Genomic DNA, 19,118 nt, shown 5'->3' with positions numbered 1-19,118 from the left:
TGGCGGCCCAACGTTTCTACTCAGGCGAGAGACAATGTTTGATAATTTAACCGATCGTTTGTCGCGCACGCTGCGCAACATCAGCGGCCGCGGACGCCTTACTGAAGAGAACATCAAGGAAACGCTGCGCGAAGTGCGCATGGCGCTGCTGGAAGCAGACGTCGCGTTGCCGGTTGTTCGCGATTTTATCAACCGCGTAAAAGAGAAGGCGGTTGGTCATGAAGTTAACAAGAGCCTGACCCCGGGTCAGGAGTTCGTCAAAATCGTTCGTAATGAACTGGTTTCGGCGATGGGCGAAGAGAACCAGGTGCTTAACCTGGCGGCTCAGCCACCGGCCGTGGTGCTGATGGCGGGCCTGCAGGGTGCGGGTAAAACCACCAGCGTCGGTAAGCTGGGTAAGTTCCTGCGTGAAAAGCACAAGAAGAAAGTGCTGGTGGTCTCTGCGGACGTCTATCGCCCGGCGGCGATCAAACAGCTGGAAACCCTGGCAGAGCAGGTTGGCGTGGATTTCTTCCCGTCCGACGTGGCGCAGAAGCCTGTCGACATCGTTAACGCCGCGCTGAAAGAGGCGAAGCTGAAATTCTATGACGTGCTGCTGGTGGATACCGCCGGTCGTCTGCACGTCGACGAAGCGATGATGGACGAGATCAAGCAGGTGCATGCCTCTATCAACCCGGTAGAGACCCTGTTCGTTGTCGACGCCATGACCGGTCAGGATGCGGCGAATACCGCGAAAGCGTTTAACGAAGCGCTGCCGTTAACCGGCGTGGTGCTGACCAAAGTGGACGGTGACGCCCGCGGCGGTGCGGCGCTCTCTATTCGTCACATCACCGGTAAGCCGATTAAATTCCTCGGCGTGGGCGAGAAAACCGAAGCGCTGGAGCCGTTCCACCCGGACCGTATTGCCTCCCGTATTCTCGGCATGGGCGACGTACTGTCGCTGATCGAAGATATCGAGAGCAAGGTTGACCGCGCGCAGGCCGAGAAGCTGGCCAGCAAGCTGAAAAAAGGTGACGGTTTCGATCTCACCGACTTCCTTGAGCAACTGCGTCAGATGAAAAACATGGGCGGCATGGCCAGCCTGATGGGCAAACTGCCGGGCATGGGCCAGATCCCTGACAACGTGAAAGCGCAGATGGATGACAAGGTGCTGGTGCGTATGGAGGCGATCATCAACTCGATGACCCTCAAAGAACGCGCAAACCCGGATATCATCAAAGGTTCCCGTAAACGCCGTATCGCAGCCGGTTGCGGCATGCAGGTGCAGGACGTTAACCGCCTTCTGAAACAGTTCGACGACATGCAGCGCATGATGAAGAAAATGAAGAAAGGCGGCATGGCGAAGATGATGCGCGGCATGAAAGGGATGATGCCTCCCGGTTTTCCAGGGCGTTAATCGCTTTTGAGATTGCTTTTTGCCCGAAAATGAGTAAAATTTTCGGGCTTTTAATATGACACCCGGGCTCCGTTCCTCGATGGGGCCCGGTTGTTTTATTCACACAAGAGGATGTTATGGTAACTATTCGTTTAGCACGTCACGGCGCTAAAAAGCGTCCGTTCTACCAGGTTGTTGTGACTGACAGCCGTAATGCACGCAACGGTCGCTTCATCGAGCGCGTTGGTTTCTTCAACCCACTGGCCGCTGGCGCAGAAGAAGAAACTCGTCTGGATCTGGATCGTATCGCTCACTGGGTTGGCCAGGGCGCTACTGTTTCCGATCGCGTTGCTACGCTGATCAAAGCAGCAAACAAAGCAGCTTAATCTGTCACGGTGGTCATGATGAGCAATAAAGTACCTGTTGAACCGATCGTATTGGGAAAAATGGGTTCTTGCTACGGTATCCGTGGTTGGCTCAGAGTGTTTTCCTCCACTGAAGACGCTGATAGCATTTTTGATTACCAGCCTTGGTTTATCCAGAAAGGCGGTAAGTGGGAAGAGGTCGAGCTGGAAAGCTGGCGTCACCACAATCAGGACATCATCATCAAGCTGAAAGGCGTTGACGATCGTGATGCCGCGAATGCGCTGACTAATTGTGAAATTGTCGTGGATTCGTCGCAGTTGCCACAGCTGGAAGAGGGCGACTACTACTGGAAAGACCTTATGGGTTGCCAGGTAGTCACTACCGAAGGCTACAGCCTGGGGAAAGTCATCGATATGATGGAAACCGGGTCGAATGACGTTCTCGTCATTAAGGCAAACCTGAAAGATGCATTTGGCATCAAGGAGCGGTTGGTCCCGTTCCTCGATGGACAGGTTATCAAGAAAGTCGATCTCACTACTCAAACCATTGAAGTAGATTGGGATCCTGGTTTTTAAATTCTCCGGATAAACGGTAAAAGACGGCGCTATGTGGATTGGCATAATTAGCCTGTTTCCTGAAATGTTCCGCGCGATTACCGATTACGGGGTAACTGGCCGGGCAGTAAAGAATGGCCTGCTGAGCATCCAGAGCTGGAGTCCTCGTGACTTTACTCATGACCGGCACCGTACCGTGGACGATCGTCCTTACGGCGGCGGACCGGGGATGCTAATGATGGTGCAACCCTTACGGGACGCCATTCACACAGCAAAAGCCGCGGCAGGTGAAGGCGCAAAGGTGATTTATCTGTCACCTCAGGGACGCAAGCTTGATCAAGCGGGCGTGAGCGAACTGGCGACGAATCAAAAGCTGATTCTGGTCTGTGGGCGCTACGAAGGGATAGATGAGCGCGTAATTCAAACCGAGATTGACGAAGAATGGTCTATCGGCGATTACGTTCTCAGCGGTGGTGAGTTACCGGCAATGACGCTGATTGACTCCGTCGCCCGGTTCATTCCGGGGGTTCTGGGCCATGAAGCTTCGGCAACGGAAGATTCCTTTGCTGACGGGTTGCTGGACTGTCCACACTATACTCGTCCTGAAGTGTTAGAAGGGATGGAAGTACCGGCGGTGTTACTGTCTGGAAACCATGCCGAGATACGTCGCTGGCGTTTGAAGCAGTCGCTGGGCCGAACCTGGCTTAGAAGACCTGAACTTCTGGAAAACCTGGCTCTGACTGAAGAGCAAGCAAAGTTGCTGGCCGAGTTCAAAACTGAACACGCGCACCAGCAGCATGAACATGATGGGAATGCGTAATACGCTCCCGAATATCAGTTTACCCAGGATAAGAGATTAAATTATGAGCAACATTATTAAGCAACTTGAACAAGAGCAGATGAAGCAGGACGTACCTTCCTTCCGTCCAGGTGACACCGTGGAAGTGAAAGTATGGGTTGTTGAAGGTTCCAAAAAACGTCTGCAGGCATTCGAGGGCGTGGTTATCGCTATTCGTAACCGCGGTCTGCACTCTGCATTCACTGTTCGTAAAATTTCCAACGGCGAAGGCGTTGAGCGTGTCTTCCAGACTCACTCTCCGGTAGTTGACAGCATTGCTGTTAAACGTCGTGGTGCTGTACGTAAAGCTAAACTGTACTACCTGCGTGAGCGTACTGGTAAGTCTGCTCGTATTAAAGAGCGTCTGAACTAAGATTCGCTTAAGCGACATCCTGTTAGAAAGGGCTGGCCGAAAGGCTGGCCCTTTTTTTATCCCATCGCACCTCTCGCGTTAACCCTTTTGTCATAAATCATTTACAATGCTTGCCTCTTGAATGGAGGGGAAGTGGATAACGTACTGCATCAGCCTGACCGGAAACGCGCAGCGGCATTGACCGCGCTGTTCGCGATCCTGCTGATCGTGGTAGCACCGCTTATCTCCGTCTCGTTGCAGAAAGATCCCATGAGCGCCATGCCGGGCATGCATCATGACATGAGCATGATGTCGATGGACGAGCATCACGGCGATATGCCGCACACGATGCCTGTCGACCATGCTGAAGCGTGCGGCTACTGCGTGTTGTTAGCGCATGTCCCTGGCGTGATGCTGGCGCTCATCATCCTGCTCAGCGTGGTGCTGCAGAGGCTTCGCGTTAAGCCGCCGCGTCAGGCGGTCAACCACTGGCACTTCTTCCCCTGGCTTTACCCTGATACCCGCGCGCCGCCGCGACAGTCTGCTTTTTCCCTTTAAAAACAAAATCGATAACTTTTTGCCTTAAAAAGGAAAAGTATGACTACCTGCACTCCGCGCGCGGCATGGGGAAACCTGCTGCGTCGCCTCCATTTCTACGTCGGGCTGTTTGTCGGCCCGTTTATCTTCTTCGCCGCGCTGACCGGGACGCTATATGTGGCGACCCCGCAGCTGGAAAACGCACTCTACCGGCACGCGCTCCACGCGGATTCCGTGGGCGAGCCGCAGCCTCTGGCAGAACAAATCGCCGCGGCGGAAAAAACCGTTGGATCAGATTTACGTTTGCACGCCGTGCGTCCGGGGCTGGTTGAGGGCGAAACCACCCGCGTGATGTTCGCTGACCCGAAACTTGGGCCATCGGAGAACCGGGCTATCTTTATCGATCCGGTGAGCCTGGCGGTGCTGGGAGATCTGACGGTATACGGCACCAGCGGGATTTTACCCCTGCGTCAGACCATTGATTACCTGCATACTTCTCTGATGCTGGGCGACATTGGGCGCCTTTACAGCGAGCTTGCGGCCTCGTGGATGTGGGTTGCCGCGCTGGGCGGTGTTGCCCTGTGGTTTTATACCCGACCCAAACGGCGGATCAACAATCGCTTCCAGAACCGGCGTCGGGTGCACGTGACGCTGGGCTGGGTTCTGCTGGGTGGAATGCTGCTGTTCTCCGCAACCGGCCTGACCTGGTCCCAGTGGGCTGGCGGGAACGTGGATAAGCTGCGGGCAGAGATGAACTGGCTCACCCCGCAGGTGAACACGACGCTATCCGGCCAACATGAGGTTATGGATGAACATGCCGAACACCGTGGTCATCACGGTGGGATGATGATGCCGGAAATGGCGATGGATTTGACGCAGTTTGACGGAGTGTTAAGCGCGGCGCGTAAAGCGGGGATTGATGCCAACAGGCTGGAGATCCGCCCGGCGAAAACGATGGATCGTGCCTGGATCGTGACGGAAATCGATCGCAGCTGGCCGACCCAGGTCGATGCCGTTGCGGTTGATCCTTCTACGATGCAGGTTCTGGACAGAACCCGATTCGAGGATTTCCCGCTAATGGCAAAACTGACCCGCTGGGGCGTGGATTTCCATATGGGGATCTTATTTGGGCTGGTAAATCAGCTGCTGCTCGTGGCGTTTGGTCTTTCCCTGTGCGTGCTCATTATCTGGGGATACCGGATGTGGTGGATGCGTCGCCCGGCGCAATCGGCAGTGAGTCCGGTACTGACGCTTTGTCAGAGCTGGCTGGCGCTGTCAGGATGGGGAAGAGGCGTTACGGTGGTAACCAGCGTACTGTTGGGGTTGGCCCTGCCGATCATGGGCGCGAGTCTGGCGCTGTTTGTTCTGGTGGACTGGCTGCGCTGGCGAGCGGCAACCAGGGTGACGCTCGCCGAATCATCCGCTAAATAACCCTATGGCGTGCTGATAACCACTGCGACGCGGCGGTTTTCAGCGCGCCCTTGGGGGGTACTGTTGCTCGCAACCGGGTATTTTTGACCTAATCCCCGCGTGGTGAGATTGCTGCGCGGGATATTTGCACCCTTAGCCCAGGCTTCGGCCACCGCATTGGCGCGTTTTAACGACAGCGCTTCGTTGTAGCTTTCTTCCCCGTAGTTATCCGTGTGACCGTCCATTCGCGCGTGGTTCAGCCCGGTTTCCGCCAGGCGAGAGGCCATGGACTGGATCTGTGTTTCACTTTCCGGGCGCAGCCTGGCGTCATTTTTATCAAACAGGATGGTGTCCGATATGCCAAGCGACCAGTCACCGTTCAGTTCGTTAAAACCGTAAGACTTCATCGCCGCAATTTGCTCAGGAGTGAATTTGCCTTCCGGCGGCGACTGACAGCCTGCCAGAATCAGTGAGGCCAATACTATCGGCGCGAAGTAACGTTTTAACATAGAATTTCCTTTCTAACTTATTGTTTTCGTACGCTGGTTTTTAACCTGGTACATGTTGCGGTCAGCCCTCTCCAGTAATGCTTCCACGGAAGCATTTTCCCACGCCAGAGCAAAGCCAATGCTGAGTGACATCGATGCTTTTTGTCCGTTATGAAGATCAAACGGACGGATAAATTGCTGCGAAAGCGCAGCACAAATGTGTTGAACCTCAAGCTCAGAGTGCACGCCGTACAGCACCATGGCGAATTCGTCACCGCCAAGCCGGTATGCCTGGTGACGTTTGTCGCCAAACTCCATCATCCTGCTGGCGACTTCAATCAGCACGCAGTCTCCTGCCGCGTGTCCCCAGGTGTCGTTAATAAACTTAAAATTATCACCGTCGAGGAAGAGCAGGGCCGAGTTTGTTTTAGCTGAAGGGTCGTTCATTAAGGCTGCAATGCTGTTACGAAATGCCGCACGGTTGGCAAGACCGGTAAGCGGGTCGTGCATGGCGGTACGCAACAGCTGGGCGTTCTTCGCCTGAAGCTTCAGCTGCCACTCTTCCATTTCATCCAGAAGACTGTTGAAGTCCTCGCCGAACTGGTGAAATTCTTCGATACGGCCGTCTTTCACCCGGCGGGAAAAGTTGCGGTTCGTGCGTACGTCATGCACGACGTCGGTAATGTTCTGCAGGGCTGTGACCATTCCACGATGCAAAGACTGGGTGATGATGAGCGCGACGACGGTGGCAAAGAGAATGCAGCCGGTCAGTACGGCAAACGACGTCCAGATGAAATGGCTGATCAAACTGTCGCGTGCGGTAAGGCGGATTTCGCCGATCGTTAAGCCGTTATGCATGATGGGCTGCGCAACCGGTACGGGGAAAAGCCAGCGACTGACCAGTGCGCCCAGCGTGTCGTTGTTATCCTCCGGGTTCCAGGACCAGTAGGCGAACCGCTTTTTATGCGCGTTAATCACCTCCGCCGCGGCAAACTGCCCCTGTTTGCCCAGGGCGGCAAGCGTTTCGCTGGCCGCGAGCGAGTCGTTGAAAACCAGCGAGGCTTCCAGGCTGTGGCTCATTGTGGCGCCGGTTAATTCGAGATTCTTTTGCGCGTATTGTTTTAAGGTTACGACGGAGGCAAAACAGAGCAACAGCCATATTAACGTCATGGTGATAATGACGCTTATCATGCTGTTTCGCCTCAATGTTCTTTTAAACGTCGGACGTGATGTTGAAGTGAAATCTTTATCCATGCTGCTTATTCCGTGCCAGCATTAATACATCCGGATTGACTCTTACGCCACTGCGCGTCAATGCATCCAGGTTGACGGAAAACCGTACCTGGCCGCGATCGATCATCAGGCAAAAGGCACTGCCAATTACACATTCCGGATTTTGCTCTGAGATTAATAGCAACGCTCTGCCCTGATATTGACTTATTAATTCAAGTTGTTTTGCCGGTGATTCAGATCCGAAATAAATCGCATCGCACGTCGCGGCCAGGGCTTCCCGATCGTTATGTACAATAACGGGGGTATAAGGTAACTCGTTGTGCCCTTCGTCGCCGCTGAGGGCATGCGTATAGTGAGAAGTGGCGTAGACGCAGAGTTTAGGTTGCCCGGTAAGTGACGGCCATCGCGTATAGCTCACAATGCCTGAGACAATTGAGCGTACCGATTTATCCGTTTCCGTAAGTGCGCCTGCCGTCGTTGGGCCCACCATAAGGAACAGCATTAACACCAGAGTGAGTCGGAATAAAGAGATCAAGAATGAATTTCTCACCAGAATCCGCCACATCGCTCCGGAAATAGACGTCCTTAAGAGTTGTGGGCAGAATACCATTGTTTATCAGATCCGTCATTATGTCAGAAATAGCATGAGGCCAACCTAAGCTAAATCCTACTGTTGTGTATTTTCCGGTGGATAAAAACAGACTTAATTGAGTCTGCTGGAGCGCATACTTTCATCCATCCCTTTCTGCCATGACGCACGCAGTATTGCCGTGTTTTCGGCAGTATCGCAGCTGGCAGGGAAAGATTTCCCTGCTAATCCCCAGGCATGAATAAATCCTTCTTCGCAGACTTTCTTCTGACCATCGGCATAGCCGCGAAGATATTCACTACGATCGACGTGCGTGTCGTTAAAACTATCGGCCAGGGCCTGGTTATCTTTAACCGGCAGGCCATTCATGGCGTCTTCTTTACCGGCATCAAACCAGGATGGGCTGGTCCAGTCGGGCTGGAAGGTGTAAGGATTGATCTGACAGCCCGTTAAAAACAGCGACAACAGCGCGAGAGCAATTGAACGCATAGCCATTCTCCTTTTTTCTTCAGCATAGCCTGGCTAAAGAGAATTCGTATGTAATTTAAACTTTACGTTTTTATCGGCTGATTTTTGCAATAAATTGGCTTGTGTAAACTAATGTGTACGTATTTTGGATTGAAATGTTTACTTTTTATGGTATCGTGGTTTCACCTCTTTGAGGAAAACAACTATCGCAAACGAGCTTTACAGGATCGCCATCATGCAAAAAGACGCGCTGAACAACGTACATATCACTGACGAACAGGTTTTAATTACTCCGGATCAACTGAAAGCGGAGTTTCCGCTGAGCGTCGCGCAGGAGGCTCAGATTGAGCACTCTCGCCAGACCATTTCTGACATTATCGCCGGCCGCGATCCGCGCCTGCTGGTGGTATGCGGTCCTTGCTCCATTCACGATCCTGAAACCGCCATTGAGTACGCTCGTCGATTTAAAACATTAGCGGAGGAGGTCAGCGATAGCCTCTATCTGGTGATGCGCGTCTATTTTGAGAAGCCACGTACTACCGTCGGCTGGAAAGGGTTGATTAACGATCCGCACATGGATGGCTCGTTTGATGTGGAAGCAGGCCTGAAGATTGCGCGTCGCCTGCTGGTGGAGCTGGTCAGCATGGGGCTGCCGCTGGCAACCGAAGCGCTGGATCCTAATAGTCCTCAATACCTGGGCGATCTGTTCAGCTGGTCCGCGATTGGCGCGCGTACCACGGAATCGCAAACCCACCGCGAGATGGCGTCGGGCCTGTCGATGCCGGTTGGTTTTAAAAACGGTACCGATGGCAGCCTGGCGACGGCGATCAACGCCATGCGTGCTGCCGCCATGCCGCACCGTTTTGTCGGTATCAACCAGGCGGGCCAGGTATGCCTCCTGCAAACGCAGGGCAACCCCGATGGCCATGTGATCCTGCGCGGCGGGAAAGCCCCGAACTACAGCCCGGCGGACGTGGCCCAGTGTGAAAAAGAGATGGAGCAGGCGGGACTGCGCCCGGCACTGATGGTAGATTGCAGTCATGGTAATTCGAATAAAGATTACCGTCGCCAGCCAGCGGTTGCGGAATCTGTGGTCGCACAGATCAAAGATGGCAATCGTTCGATTATCGGTCTGATGATTGAGAGCAATATTCATGAAGGCAATCAGTCATCTGAACAACCGCGCAGTGCCATGAAGCACGGCGTCTCCGTGACGGATGCCTGCATCAGTTGGGAGACGACCGATGCGCTGCTGCGTGAGATCCACAAAGATTTGAACGGCCAGCTGGCGACGCGTCTGGCTTAAGAGGTTTAGTTATGGTTGCTGAATTGACCGCACTGCGCGATCAAATTGATGAAGTGGATAAGGCGCTGCTGGATCTGCTGGCGCGCCGTATGGCGCTGGTTGCCGAAGTGGGTGAGGTGAAAAGCAAATACGGCCTGCCGATTTACGTCCCGGAGCGCGAGGCCTCCATGCTGGCCTCCCGTCGCAAAGAGGCGCAGGCGCTGGGCGTTTCTCCGGATTTGATTGAAGATGTTCTGCGTCGCGTGATGCGGGAGTCCTATTCCAGCGAAAACGACAAGGGCTTTAAAACTCTCTGCCCGTCCCTGCGTCCGGTGGTGATTGTCGGCGGTGCAGGGCAGATGGGGCGTCTGTTTGAAAAAATGCTGACGCTGTCTGGCTATCAGGTGCGCATTCTGGAAAAAGAGGACTGGGCGCAGGCACCGGAACTCATGAAAGATGCCGGGATGGTTATCGTCAGCGTGCCGATCCACGTGACGGAGCAGATCATCGAAAAGCTGCCTCCTTTGCCGAAAGATTGCATCCTGGTGGATCTGGCCTCTGTCAAAAATGGTCCGCTACAGGCCATGCTGGCTGCACATACCGGCCCGGTGCTGGGCCTGCACCCAATGTTTGGCCCGGACAGCGGCAGCCTGGCTAAGCAGGTGGTGGTTTACTGCGATGGTCGTCAGCCGGAAGCCTATCAGTGGTTCCTGGAGCAGATTCAGGTATGGGGTGCGCGACTGCACCGCATCAGCGCGGTCGAGCACGATCAGAACATGGCGTTCATTCAGGCGCTGCGCCACTTTGCGACGTTTGCCTACGGCCTGCATCTGGCGGAAGAGAACGTGCAGCTTGAACAGCTGCTGGCACTCTCTTCACCGATCTATCGTCTGGAGCTGGCGATGGTCGGCCGCCTGTTCGCGCAGGATCCGCAGCTTTACGCGGACATTATTATGTCCTCCGAGAACAACCTGGCGCTGATCAAGCGCTACTATCAGCGCTTTGGGGAAGCCATTACGCTGCTGGAGCACGGAGACAAGCAGGCGTTTATCGACAGCTTCCGCAAGGTCGAGCACTGGTTTGGCGATTACGCGCAGCGTTTCCAGAGTGAGAGCCGGACGCTGTTGCGCCAGGCAAATGACAGTCGCCAGTAATGCGATGATGTATATACTGAAAGCCAGCATCGCTGGCTTTTTTCATTTTGGGGAACTGTCATGGCCGAACCGCAGCTGCTGTTGAATTACACCGGGCATCTGCCTGAATGCCCGACGTGGAGCGCAGAAGAGCACGCGCTCTACTGGGCCGATATTCTGGAAGGGGAGATCCACCGCTACCATCTGCCAACGGCGGAACACACCGTGCTTTCTTTTCACGAGGAGGTGGGCTGTTTCGCGCTGCGCGAGCGCGGCGGGTTTATCGTCGCCATGCGCAATGGCATCTGGCTTGCCGATAAGCATGGCCTTCTGCAGCGCAAGGTGTGCGATAACCCCTCTAACCCGCAGCTGGCGCGTTTTAACGATGGGGGCACCGACCATCAGGGCCGGTTCTATGCGGGCACGTTCTGGGGACCGGGAGATTACAACGGCGCCCTGCTGATGCGCATCGACAACGACCTGACGCCGAAGGTGATCCAGTGCGATATTCACGGGCACAACGGCTTAGCGTTTAGCCCGGATAAGCAGTGGATGTTTACCTCAGACACGCCAAACGGTGTGATTTACCGTACGCCGCTTGATGAGCAGGGCGAACCCGGCAGGCGCGAGGTGTTTCGTCAGTTTAAAGAGGGCGAAGGGATACCAGACGGCGCGGCGATGGACGTGGATGGCTGCTACTGGAGCGCGCTGTTTGACGGCTGGCGCATCGCGCGTTTTTCACCGCAAGGGGAGCAGTTGGAAGAGTATCGCATGCCGGTACGTTGTCCGACGATGGTTTGCTTTGGCGGCGATGATATGAAAACGCTGTTTATTACCACCACGCGGGAAAATATGGATGCGGGGGAGGTGGCGAAATATCCGCTCTCCGGCGCCATCTTCACCCTGCCGGTTAACGTGGCAGGGATGAAGAAAAGCCGTTTTATCGAACGTTAGATCGGATCGACCGGCACCACGTTTTCGCTCGGGTAGCAGCCCAGCACTTTCATGGAACGCGTGATCTCGCCCAGCTCGCGCAGGGCTTTCTGCATGGAAGCAGATTCCAGGTTGGCCTGGATATCGAGGTAGAACATCTCTTCCCACGGGTTACCGTGGATTGGGCGCGATTCCAGCCGGGTCATGATCAGGTTGTGATTACGCAGTACCAGCAGGGCTTCAACCAGCGCACCGGCCTGTTGGCCGGTGGCCATCAGCAGCGTGGTTTTGGCCGGTACCTGGTCAGACACATTGATTGCCTTGCGGGCCAGCACCACGAAGCGGGTAATGTTTTGCGTCTGGTTTGCCAGGTTGCGTTCCAGCACCTGTAAACCATACAGCGCGCCGCCCGCTTCGCTGCCGAGCGCCGCGACGGTGGGAGAGTTCGCCTGGGCGACTTTTTCCATCGCCGCCGAGGTGCTTTCGGTGTACTCAATTTTCCAGTTCGGATAGCGGTTCAGGAACTGGCTGCACTGCTGGAACGGCTGCGGGTGGCTGTAGACGGTTTCGATCGTGTTCAGGTCCGTTGAACCGGAGACCAGCACGCAGTGATCGATAGGGATCGTCAGCTCGCCGACCAGCGACAGGCTGGTGTGCTGCAGCAAGTCGTAGACATCGTTGATGGCGCCGGAGCTGGTGTTTTCAATCGGCACCACGGCGTAATCCGCCTGGCCGGTCTCGACCTGGTTAAAAATGTCGGCAAACTTCGCGCAGCCGCTTTCAATAAATTCTTCGAAATGGCGAGCGGCATACTGACGTGCGGCCAGGTGTGAATAGGAGCCCTTTGGCCCGAGGAAAGCGATACGCGCAGAGTGCGGATTGGTTTTATTGAGATGCTGCTGGAGTAGCGCTTGCTGGGTCAGAACGGAGTCTTCGATGATGAGCTGGAACAACCGGGTGATGTAGTGGGCATCGAGGTGATGCGCTTTGCCGAGCTGAATGAGCCGTTCCAGCAGATCCCGCTCGCGGTCGATATCACGGACCGGACGATGGGAGTCCAGTTTGGCTTTACCCACTTCAACGGCAAGGGCGCGGCGTTCGGCCAGCAGCGCCAGCAGTTTCTCATCCAGCGCGCTGATTTTTACGCGCAGATCCAGTAACGGGTTTTCCGGTGTCATAGTGTTGCCTGTCTCATCTTATCGTTATCAATAAAAAAGGCCCCCCGGTGTGGGAGGCCTTGTTGTTCGTCTTCGCATTCTTTATCACACGACGAAACGCCTCCCGTTCAGGGGAAGGTAAAAAAGAATGCGAAGAAGAACGGCGTAAGTTTCATAAAGTCATCCTGTGAGTGATACCGTTAAAGTACCCGTACTGTTTTCACCCTGTCAATAAAAAACAAAAAACGCGCCCGAAGGCGCGTTGGCGGTACACTCAATTTAAAGGATTACTCTTCTTCAACTTCTTCCGCGAAGCTGGCGTCTTTCACCGATGTTGCGGCGCGACGGGCTTCACCTTTGTGTTGCACTTTATTGAGCTGCCGTTCCAGCTTGTTGATCAAATCGTTAATAGCGGTGTACATATCCTCGTGTTTTGCGCTGGCGACCAGATGGCCGTTTGGAGTATTGATAGTTGCGTCAGCGATGAAACCCTGCGGCTCCTTGGACAGGATGATATGTGGATTAATCAAATGTGTTTGCCATTTATCCAGTTTGGCGAGACGGTCTGCGACGTGCTGGCGAATTGCCGGAGTAATTTCCATTTGTTTACTGGTAATGTTCATTGTCATAAATTTTACCTCTTGTCTTTCCGTCTTGGTGATTCCAGCATACCCGACCTAATGTCAAAATGTGTGATTTAGATCACGTTATTTTGTCGGTTTTTGTCAGGGAATCTTTTTTGTGAGGCAGGGCAGGAAGAGGTGAGATTTACCTTGTAGAAGGCATAAATTGGGGCCATAGTTGACAGGATGTGTTGAGGCTAGCGCGCTTCAGCGACGCTCAGAAACGAATAAAAAAACGGCAGCCCGAAGGCTGCCGTTTTGCATTGAGGCAAAATCAGGTGTTGCTGCTGTTCGCGGCGATGATTTTCGCCACTTTTTCAGCCTGAGCGGTCATCTGCATCTGACGGTAAGCATTTTCCATCAGCTTCAGGCCGTCGCGCGTTGCCTGAGTATCCGGGTAATCACGCAGCATACCTTCTACGCGGTTAACCACGGCAACCCATGCGCCACGGCGGGTATAATATTCCGCCACGGAGTATTCATATTTCGCCAGACGATCTTTCAGGAACACCAGACGTTTGGTGGCGTCGGTCACGTACTGGCTGTTCGGATAGCCGCGCACCAGCTTGGAGAAGTCATTGAAGGCATCACGCGCATGCTGCGGGTCACGGTCGGAACGATCCACGCCGAAGAAGCCCTGCAGCGCACTGTCGTCCAGCGCCATGTTGGTGAGGCCGCGCATGTACATCACGTAGTCGATGTTAGGATGAGTCGGGTTCAGACGCATGAAACGATCGATGGTTGCCTGAGCCAGCGGCAGATCGGCATTTTTATAGTATGCGTAGATGAGATCTAACTGTACCTGCTGCGAATACGGACCAAATGGATAGCGATTATCCAACGCTTCCAGTTGCGTTATCGCCTGTTTCCAGTTACCGTCCTGCAACTTTTGTTGTGCAGTCGCATAGATTTCATTCGGCGGATTGTCAGGGACCTGTTCATTTGAACCGGAGCAGCCCACCAAAGCCAGGCTCAACGTGGCCGCTGCCACCAGATATTTCATGCGCGTCATGACGTTTTGACTTTCCTCAAATGTTTGTCCGGGAGAAACTCTGTTCCTGCTCCCGATTAAGACCAGCTACAATAGCACACTATATTAAACGGCAAAGCCGTAAAACCCAACGTTAAACGAAGAAGCAGTTTATGGCACAACGAGTAGAACTCACCGCAACAGTCTCCGAAAATCAGCTCGGTCAACGCTTAGATCAGGCTTTGGCCGAATTGTTCCCTGATTATTCGCGTTCACGCATAAAAGAATGGATCCTTGACCAGCGCGTGCTGGTAAACGGCAAGATCTGGGACAAACCAAAAGAGAAAGTGTTAGGTGGGGAAGCTGTCGCCATCAATGCTGAAATCGAAGAGGAAATCCGCTTCGAGCCGCAGGATATCCCACTGGACATCGTCTATGAAGATGATGACATTCTGGTGATCAACAAGCCGCGCGACCTGGTTGTTCATCCGGGCGCGGGGAACCCTGACGGTACGGTACTTAACGCACTTCTCCATTACTATCCACCGATCGCGGATGTCCCGCGCGCGGGCATCGTGCACCGTCTGGATAAAGACACCACGGGTTTGATGGTGGTGGCGAAGACCGTTCCTGCTCAGACACGTCTGGTGGAGTCGCTGCAGCTGCGCGAAATCACCCGTGAGTATGAAGCGGTAGCCATTGGGCATATGACCTCTGGCGGAACGGTGGAGGAGCCTATCAGCCGTCACCCAACCAAGCGTACCCATATGTCGGTGCATCCGATGGGTAAACCGGCGGTGACGCACTATCGCATTATGGAACACTTCCGTATTCATACGCGCCTGCGTCTGCGTCTGGAAACCGGGCGTACTCACCAGATCCGTGTGCATATGGCCCACATTACCCATCCGCTGGTGGGCGATCAGGTCTACGGTGGCCGTCCGCGTCCGCCTAAAGGCGCATCGGATGAGTTCATCAGCGTATTGCGTAAATTCGATCGTCAGGCGCTGCACGCGACGATGCTGCGTCTTTACCATCCTATCACCGGCATTCAGATGGAGTGGCATGCGCCTATCCCTCAGGATATGGTGGATCTTATTGACGCCATGCGTGCTGATTTCGAAGAACATAAGGATCAAGTGGACTGGTTATGACCAAACTGATTGTCCCGGAGTGGCCATTGCCTGCTGGCGTGGCTGCCTGCAGTTCAACCCGCACTGGCGGTGTTAGCCAGGGCGCGTGGGAGTCATTGAACCTCGGTGCGCACTGTGGTGACAACCTGGAACACGTGGAAGAGAACCGCAGGCGTCTGTTTGCTGCGGGGAACTTGCCGTCGAAGCCGGTCTGGCTGGAACAGGTTCACGGCAAGGCGGTGCTGAAGTTGACGGGAGAACCCTATGCTTCTAAACGCGCTGATGCCTCTTACAGCAATACTCCGGGAACCGTTTGTGCCGTAATGACCGCCGATTGTCTGCCAGTGCTGTTCTGCAACCGTGCAGGTACCGAGGTGGCTGCAGCACACGCAGGCTGGCGTGGACTGTGTGAAGGCGTGCTGGAAGAAACCGTCGCCTGTTTTAAGGATGAGCCCGCCAATATTATGGCCTGGCTTGGCCCGGCCATTGGTCCTCGCGCTTTTGAAGTGGGCCCAGAGGTCCGCGACGCCTTTATGGATAAAGATCCGCAAGCGGTGGACTCCTTCCTGCCCTCTGGAGATAAATATCTGGCCGATATTTACCAGCTTGCGCGTCAGCGTTTGAATAACGTGGGCGTAACGCAGATCTCCGGCGGCGATCGCTGCACATTCACCGAAAAGGGTGATTTTTTCTCTTATCGCCGCGACAAGACCACTGGTCGTATGGCAAGTTTTATTTGGCTGATATAACCTAAAGAATCAAGACGATCCGGTACGTGCCGTTTTCTTTTCACATAATTCAGGTCATTAACCTTGAATAATTGAGGGATGACCTCATTTAATCTCCAGTAGCAAATTTGACCTGTTATGGGAGGAGTTATGCGTCTGGATCGTCTTACTAATAAATTCCAGCTTGCTCTCGCCGATGCCCAGTCCCTCGCACTGGGGCACGACAACCAATTTATCGAACCTCTTCATTTAATGAGCGCCTTGCTGAATCAGGAAGGGGGATCGGTACGTCCTTTATTAACGTCCGCTGGCATTAATGCTGGCCAGTTACGCACCGCTATCGATCAGGCGCTGAGCCGTTTGCCGCAGGTCGAAGGGACCGGCGGCGACGTTCAGCCGTCGCAGGATCTGGTACGCGTGCTGAACCTTTGCGACAAGCTGGCGCAAAAACGTGGGGACAACTTTATTTCGTCAGAGCTATTTGTTCTGGCGGCGCTTGAATCACGCGGTACCTTGACCGACCTGCTGAAATCTGCCGGTGCGACCACCGCCAATGTGACTCAGGCGATTGAGAAAATGCGCGGAGGTGAAAGCGTGAACGATCAGGGAGCCGAAGACCAACGTCAGGCTTTGAAGAAATTTACGGTCGATCTGACCGAGCGTGCTGAACAGGGCAAACTTGACCCGGTTATCGGCCGTGATGAAGAAATCCGCCGTACCATTCAGGTACTGCAGCGTCGTACCAAGAACAACCCGGTGCTGATTGGTGAACCGGGTGTCGGTAAAACCGCCATTGTTGAAGGGCTGGCGCAGCGTATCGTCAACGGTGAAGTGCCGGAAGGCCTGAAGGGCCGCCGCGTGCTGGCGCTGGACATGGGCGCGCTGGTGGCCGGTGCGAAATACCGCGGCGAGTTCGAAGAGCGCCTGAAAGGCGTGCTTAACGACCTGGCGAAGCAGGAAGGCAACGTCATTCTGTTTATCGATGAACTGCACACCATGGTCGGCGCGGGTAAAGCAGACGGCGCGATGGATGCCGGGAACATGCTGAAACCTGCGCTGGCGCGCGGTGAGCTTCACTGCGTCGGTGCCACTACGCTGGACGAATATCGTCAGTACATTGAGAAAGATGCTGCTCTTGAGCGTCGTTTCCAGAAAGTGTTTGTTGCTGAACCAAGCGTTGAAGATACCATTGCGATCCTGCGTGGTCTGAAAGAGCGCTATGAACTGCACCACCACGTGCAGATCACTGACCCGGCCATCGTTGCGGCGGCGACGCTTTCGCATCGTTATATCGCTGACCGTCAACTGCCGGATAAAGCGATCGACCTGATTGATGAAGCGGCGTCGAGCATTCGTATGCAGATTGACTCGAAACCTGAAGAGCTGGACCGGCTCGACCGACGCATCATTCAGCTCAAGCTGGAACAGCAGGCGCTGAAGAAAGAGTCTGATGAAGCCAGTAAGAAACGCCTCGATATGCTCAATGAAGAACTGGATGATAAAGAGCGCCAGTATTCTGAGCTGGAAGAAGAGTGGAAAGCCGAGAAAGCCTCGCTTTCCGGTACGCAGACCATCAAAGCTGAACTCGAACAGGCAAAAATTGCCATTGAGCAGGCTCGCCGTGTCGGCGATTTGGCGCGGATGTCTGAACTGCAGTACGGCAAAATTCCTGAGCTGGAAAAACAGCTTGAGATAGCGACGCAGTCAGAAGGGAAAACGATGCGTCTGTTGCGTAATAAAGTGACGGATGCCGAGATCGCGGAAGTGCTTGCTCGCTGGACCGGTATTCCCGTGGCGCGCATGCTGGAAGGCGAGCGTGAAAAACTGCTGCGCATGGAGAACGATCTCCACAATCGTGTGATTGGTCAAAACGAAGCGGTTGAAGCAGTATCGAATGCTATTCGTCGTAGCCGTGCAGGGCTGTCCGATCCGAACCGCCCGATTGGTTCGTTCCTGTTCCTGGGGCCGACCGGTGTCGGTAAAACCGAGCTGTGTAAAGCGCTGGCTAACTTTATGTTCGACAGCGACGATGCGATGGTGCGTATCGACATGTCCGAGTTTATGGAGAAACACTCCGTCTCGCGTCTGGTCGGTGCGCCTCCGGGATATATCGGTTATGAAGAAGGCGGTTACCTGACGGAAGCGGTTCGCCGTCGTCCTTATTCCGTCATCCTGCTGGATGAAGTGGAAAAAGCACACCCGGATGTGTTCAACATCCTGTTGCAGGTGCTGGATGATGGGCGTCTGACCGACGGGCAGGGGAGAACGGTCGACTTCCGTAATACGGTTGTCATTATGACCTCGAACCTGGGTTCTGATTTGATTCAGGAACGTTTCGGTGAACTGGACTACAGCCATATGAAGGATCTGGTGCTCGGTGTGGTGAGCCATAACTTCCGTCCGGAGTTCATCAACCGTATTGATGAAGTGGTGGTATTCCATCCTCTGGGTGAGAAACACATTGCGTCGATTGCGCAGATCCAGCTGCAGCGTCTGTACAAACGTCTGGAAGAACGTGGATATGAAATTCACATCTCCGACGAGGCGCTGAAGCTGCTGAGCGAGAATGGTTACGATCCGGTTTACGGTGCGCGTCCATTGAAACGTGCTATCCAGCAGCAGATCGAAAACCCGCTGGCGCAGCAGATCCTCTCCGGAGAGTTGATTCCAGGCAAAGTTATCCGTCTGGAAGCCAACGACGATCGCATTGTGGCAGTGCAGTAAGTCACAAAACGCAAAAACGAGCCGCTTGCGGCTCGTTTTTGTTTAAAAACCAGGCGAAAATTGAGGTCTGGAGTCGGTTTTGCCTGGAAAGTGAGCAGTCAGTAAATAAATTTCACTTTATCCTTGCAGGTTCGGAATTACTCCCTATAATGCGCCTCCACTGACACGGAACAACGGCACACACGCCGCCGGGTCAGCAGAGAAAAGCGAAAATAAACGCTT

General features: G+C 54.2%; 21 protein-coding genes and 1 other annotated feature. Of the genes, 13 read left to right on the top strand and 8 right to left on the bottom strand.

Annotated elements, in window-relative coordinates; all coding sequences use genetic code 11:
• The first annotated feature begins 34 nt into the window (after window positions 1-34).
• The 7 genes from ffh (at window position 35) to DOU50_RS11785 (ending at window position 5,453) form a co-directional block, all read left to right on the top strand.
• Window positions 35-1,396, top strand: coding sequence for a signal recognition particle protein (gene ffh / locus DOU50_RS11815; protein WP_014884878.1), 1,362 nt, complete (start codon window positions 35-37; stop codon window positions 1,394-1,396).
• Between the two features lie 116 nt (window positions 1,397-1,512).
• The gene (rpsP, locus tag DOU50_RS11810; RefSeq protein WP_003863133.1) at window positions 1,513-1,761 is read left to right on the top strand and encodes a 30S ribosomal protein S16; all 249 of its coding nucleotides are present in this window, start codon (window positions 1,513-1,515) and stop codon (window positions 1,759-1,761) included.
• 15 nt (window positions 1,762-1,776) lie between these two features.
• Complete coding sequence (gene rimM, locus DOU50_RS11805) at window positions 1,777-2,316, top strand: ribosome maturation factor RimM (RefSeq protein ID WP_032645319.1); 540 nt, start codon at window positions 1,777-1,779, stop codon at window positions 2,314-2,316.
• A 31-nt stretch (window positions 2,317-2,347) separates the two neighbouring features.
• Entirely contained in the window at window positions 2,348-3,115 is a 768-nt protein-coding gene (trmD, locus tag DOU50_RS11800) for a tRNA (guanosine(37)-N1)-methyltransferase TrmD (protein ID WP_014832949.1), read from the top strand.
• Window positions 3,116-3,158: 43 nt separating this feature from the next.
• Window positions 3,159-3,506 carry a 50S ribosomal protein L19 gene (gene rplS, locus DOU50_RS11795; RefSeq protein WP_002914145.1) on the top strand — a complete coding sequence of 116 codons (348 nt, stop codon included), beginning with the start codon at window positions 3,159-3,161 and terminating at the stop codon, window positions 3,504-3,506.
• Between the two features lie 132 nt (window positions 3,507-3,638).
• Window positions 3,639-4,043 carry a DUF2946 domain-containing protein gene (locus DOU50_RS11790; protein ID WP_024908337.1) on the top strand — a complete coding sequence of 135 codons (405 nt, stop codon included), beginning with the start codon at window positions 3,639-3,641 and terminating at the stop codon, window positions 4,041-4,043.
• 39 nt (window positions 4,044-4,082) lie between these two features.
• Complete coding sequence (locus tag DOU50_RS11785) at window positions 4,083-5,453, top strand: PepSY-associated TM helix domain-containing protein (protein ID WP_148769443.1); 1,371 nt, start codon at window positions 4,083-4,085, stop codon at window positions 5,451-5,453.
• A 2-nt stretch (window positions 5,454-5,455) separates the two neighbouring features.
• On the opposite strand, the gene DOU50_RS11780 is transcribed toward DOU50_RS11785, so the two are convergent.
• The 4 genes from DOU50_RS11780 to DOU50_RS11765 form a co-directional block, all read right to left on the bottom strand.
• Entirely contained in the window at window positions 5,456-5,941 is a 486-nt protein-coding gene (locus DOU50_RS11780; RefSeq protein ID WP_024908339.1) for an OmpA family protein, read from the bottom strand.
• Window positions 5,942-5,953: 12 nt separating this feature from the next.
• On the bottom strand, window positions 5,954-7,174 hold the full coding sequence (dgcN, locus tag DOU50_RS11775) for a diguanylate cyclase DgcN (protein WP_148769442.1): 1,221 nt from the start codon (window positions 7,172-7,174) through the stop codon (window positions 5,954-5,956).
• The gene (locus DOU50_RS11770; RefSeq protein ID WP_194266141.1) at window positions 7,167-7,718 is read right to left on the bottom strand and encodes a YfiR family protein; all 552 of its coding nucleotides are present in this window, start codon (window positions 7,716-7,718) and stop codon (window positions 7,167-7,169) included. The genes dgcN and DOU50_RS11770 overlap by 8 nt, the downstream gene beginning before the upstream one ends.
• A 138-nt stretch (window positions 7,719-7,856) precedes the next feature.
• On the bottom strand, window positions 7,857-8,231 hold the full coding sequence (locus tag DOU50_RS11765) for a DUF2799 domain-containing protein (RefSeq protein ID WP_148769441.1): 375 nt from the start codon (window positions 8,229-8,231) through the stop codon (window positions 7,857-7,859).
• 214 nt (window positions 8,232-8,445) lie between these two features.
• On the opposite strand from DOU50_RS11765, the gene aroF reads away from it, so the two are divergent.
• The 3 genes from aroF to DOU50_RS11750 are packed head-to-tail and all read left to right on the top strand — an operon-like array spanning window position 8,446 to window position 11,582.
• On the top strand, window positions 8,446-9,516 hold the full coding sequence (aroF, locus tag DOU50_RS11760; protein WP_024908343.1) for a 3-deoxy-7-phosphoheptulonate synthase AroF: 1,071 nt from the start codon (window positions 8,446-8,448) through the stop codon (window positions 9,514-9,516).
• An 11-nt stretch (window positions 9,517-9,527) separates the two neighbouring features.
• On the top strand, window positions 9,528-10,649 hold the full coding sequence (gene tyrA, locus DOU50_RS11755) for a bifunctional chorismate mutase/prephenate dehydrogenase (protein ID WP_024908344.1): 1,122 nt from the start codon (window positions 9,528-9,530) through the stop codon (window positions 10,647-10,649).
• 60 nt (window positions 10,650-10,709) lie between these two features.
• Window positions 10,710-11,582 carry an SMP-30/gluconolactonase/LRE family protein gene (locus DOU50_RS11750; RefSeq protein ID WP_148769440.1) on the top strand — a complete coding sequence of 291 codons (873 nt, stop codon included), beginning with the start codon at window positions 10,710-10,712 and terminating at the stop codon, window positions 11,580-11,582.
• On the opposite strand, the gene pheA is transcribed toward DOU50_RS11750, so the two are convergent.
• From pheA to bamD, 4 genes are all read right to left on the bottom strand, one after another.
• A complete protein-coding gene (gene pheA / locus DOU50_RS11745) occupies window positions 11,579-12,739 on the bottom strand; it encodes a bifunctional chorismate mutase/prephenate dehydratase (protein ID WP_021242003.1) in 1,161 nt (386 codons plus the stop codon). The two genes, DOU50_RS11750 and pheA, sit on opposite strands and share 4 nt — an antisense overlap.
• Before the next feature lie 30 nt (window positions 12,740-12,769).
• Window positions 12,770-12,895 (bottom strand) — a sequence feature (Phe leader region).
• A complete protein-coding gene (gene pheL / locus DOU50_RS11740; RefSeq protein WP_100249759.1) occupies window positions 12,847-12,894 on the bottom strand; it encodes a pheA operon leader peptide PheL in 48 nt (15 codons plus the stop codon). It overlaps the preceding feature by 48 nt.
• A gap of 110 nt (window positions 12,896-13,005) precedes the next feature.
• Window positions 13,006-13,347: a ribosome-associated translation inhibitor RaiA gene (gene raiA, locus DOU50_RS11735; protein ID WP_003863162.1), complete on the bottom strand. Its 342-nt coding sequence runs from the start codon at window positions 13,345-13,347 to the stop codon at window positions 13,006-13,008.
• 268 nt (window positions 13,348-13,615) lie between these two features.
• A complete protein-coding gene (gene bamD / locus DOU50_RS11730; RefSeq protein WP_023308867.1) occupies window positions 13,616-14,353 on the bottom strand; it encodes an outer membrane protein assembly factor BamD in 738 nt (245 codons plus the stop codon).
• Between the two features lie 131 nt (window positions 14,354-14,484).
• Here bamD and rluD point away from each other — a divergent pair, with 131 nt between their 5' ends.
• The 3 genes from rluD (at window position 14,485) to clpB (ending at window position 18,896) form a co-directional block, all read left to right on the top strand.
• Complete coding sequence (gene rluD, locus DOU50_RS11725) at window positions 14,485-15,465, top strand: 23S rRNA pseudouridine(1911/1915/1917) synthase RluD (protein ID WP_023308866.1); 981 nt, start codon at window positions 14,485-14,487, stop codon at window positions 15,463-15,465.
• A complete protein-coding gene (gene yfiH / locus DOU50_RS11720; protein ID WP_148769439.1) occupies window positions 15,462-16,193 on the top strand; it encodes a purine nucleoside phosphorylase YfiH in 732 nt (243 codons plus the stop codon). The genes rluD and yfiH overlap by 4 nt, the downstream gene beginning before the upstream one ends.
• A gap of 129 nt (window positions 16,194-16,322) precedes the next feature.
• Entirely contained in the window at window positions 16,323-18,896 is a 2,574-nt protein-coding gene (clpB, locus tag DOU50_RS11715; RefSeq protein WP_148769438.1) for an ATP-dependent chaperone ClpB, read from the top strand.
• The last annotated feature ends 222 nt before the right edge of the window (window positions 18,897-19,118 follow it).

The organism is Enterobacter sp. C6, from assembly GCF_008122455.1.
Classification (GTDB): Bacteria; Pseudomonadota; Gammaproteobacteria; order Enterobacterales; family Enterobacteriaceae; genus Enterobacter; species Enterobacter pseudoroggenkampii.
Note: the sequence above shows the minus strand (reverse complement) of the source record. Positions and strands in the feature narration are given on the sequence as shown.

Excerpts from the sequence above, each read along its gene's own strand:
- DOU50_RS11765 (WP_148769441.1), bottom strand. The coding sequence starts at position 8,231 with ATGCGTTCAATTGCTCTCGCGCTGTTGTCGCTGTTTTTAACGGGCTGT.
- bamD (WP_023308867.1), bottom strand. The coding sequence starts at position 14,353 with ATGACGCGCATGAAATATCTGGTGGCAGCGGCCACGTTGAGCCTGGCT.
- dgcN (WP_148769442.1), bottom strand. The coding sequence starts at position 7,174 with ATGGATAAAGATTTCACTTCAACATCACGTCCGACGTTTAAAAGAACA.
- yfiH (WP_148769439.1), top strand. The coding sequence starts at position 15,462 with ATGACCAAACTGATTGTCCCGGAGTGGCCATTGCCTGCTGGCGTGGCT.
- DOU50_RS11780 (WP_024908339.1), bottom strand. The coding sequence starts at position 5,941 with ATGTTAAAACGTTACTTCGCGCCGATAGTATTGGCCTCACTGATTCTG.
- tyrA (WP_024908344.1), top strand. The coding sequence starts at position 9,528 with ATGGTTGCTGAATTGACCGCACTGCGCGATCAAATTGATGAAGTGGAT.
- clpB (WP_148769438.1), top strand. The coding sequence starts at position 16,323 with ATGCGTCTGGATCGTCTTACTAATAAATTCCAGCTTGCTCTCGCCGAT.
- rpsP (WP_003863133.1), top strand. The coding sequence starts at position 1,513 with ATGGTAACTATTCGTTTAGCACGTCACGGCGCTAAAAAGCGTCCGTTC.
- rplS (WP_002914145.1), top strand. The coding sequence starts at position 3,159 with ATGAGCAACATTATTAAGCAACTTGAACAAGAGCAGATGAAGCAGGAC.
- rluD (WP_023308866.1), top strand. The coding sequence starts at position 14,485 with ATGGCACAACGAGTAGAACTCACCGCAACAGTCTCCGAAAATCAGCTC.
- rimM (WP_032645319.1), top strand. The coding sequence starts at position 1,777 with ATGATGAGCAATAAAGTACCTGTTGAACCGATCGTATTGGGAAAAATG.
- DOU50_RS11750 (WP_148769440.1), top strand. The coding sequence starts at position 10,710 with ATGGCCGAACCGCAGCTGCTGTTGAATTACACCGGGCATCTGCCTGAA.
- aroF (WP_024908343.1), top strand. The coding sequence starts at position 8,446 with ATGCAAAAAGACGCGCTGAACAACGTACATATCACTGACGAACAGGTT.
- raiA (WP_003863162.1), bottom strand. The coding sequence starts at position 13,347 with ATGACAATGAACATTACCAGTAAACAAATGGAAATTACTCCGGCAATT.
- pheA (WP_021242003.1), bottom strand. The coding sequence starts at position 12,739 with ATGACACCGGAAAACCCGTTACTGGATCTGCGCGTAAAAATCAGCGCG.
- ffh (WP_014884878.1), top strand. The coding sequence starts at position 35 with ATGTTTGATAATTTAACCGATCGTTTGTCGCGCACGCTGCGCAACATC.
- trmD (WP_014832949.1), top strand. The coding sequence starts at position 2,348 with ATGTGGATTGGCATAATTAGCCTGTTTCCTGAAATGTTCCGCGCGATT.
- DOU50_RS11785 (WP_148769443.1), top strand. The coding sequence starts at position 4,083 with ATGACTACCTGCACTCCGCGCGCGGCATGGGGAAACCTGCTGCGTCGC.
- DOU50_RS11770 (WP_194266141.1), bottom strand. The coding sequence starts at position 7,718 with ATGTGGCGGATTCTGGTGAGAAATTCATTCTTGATCTCTTTATTCCGA.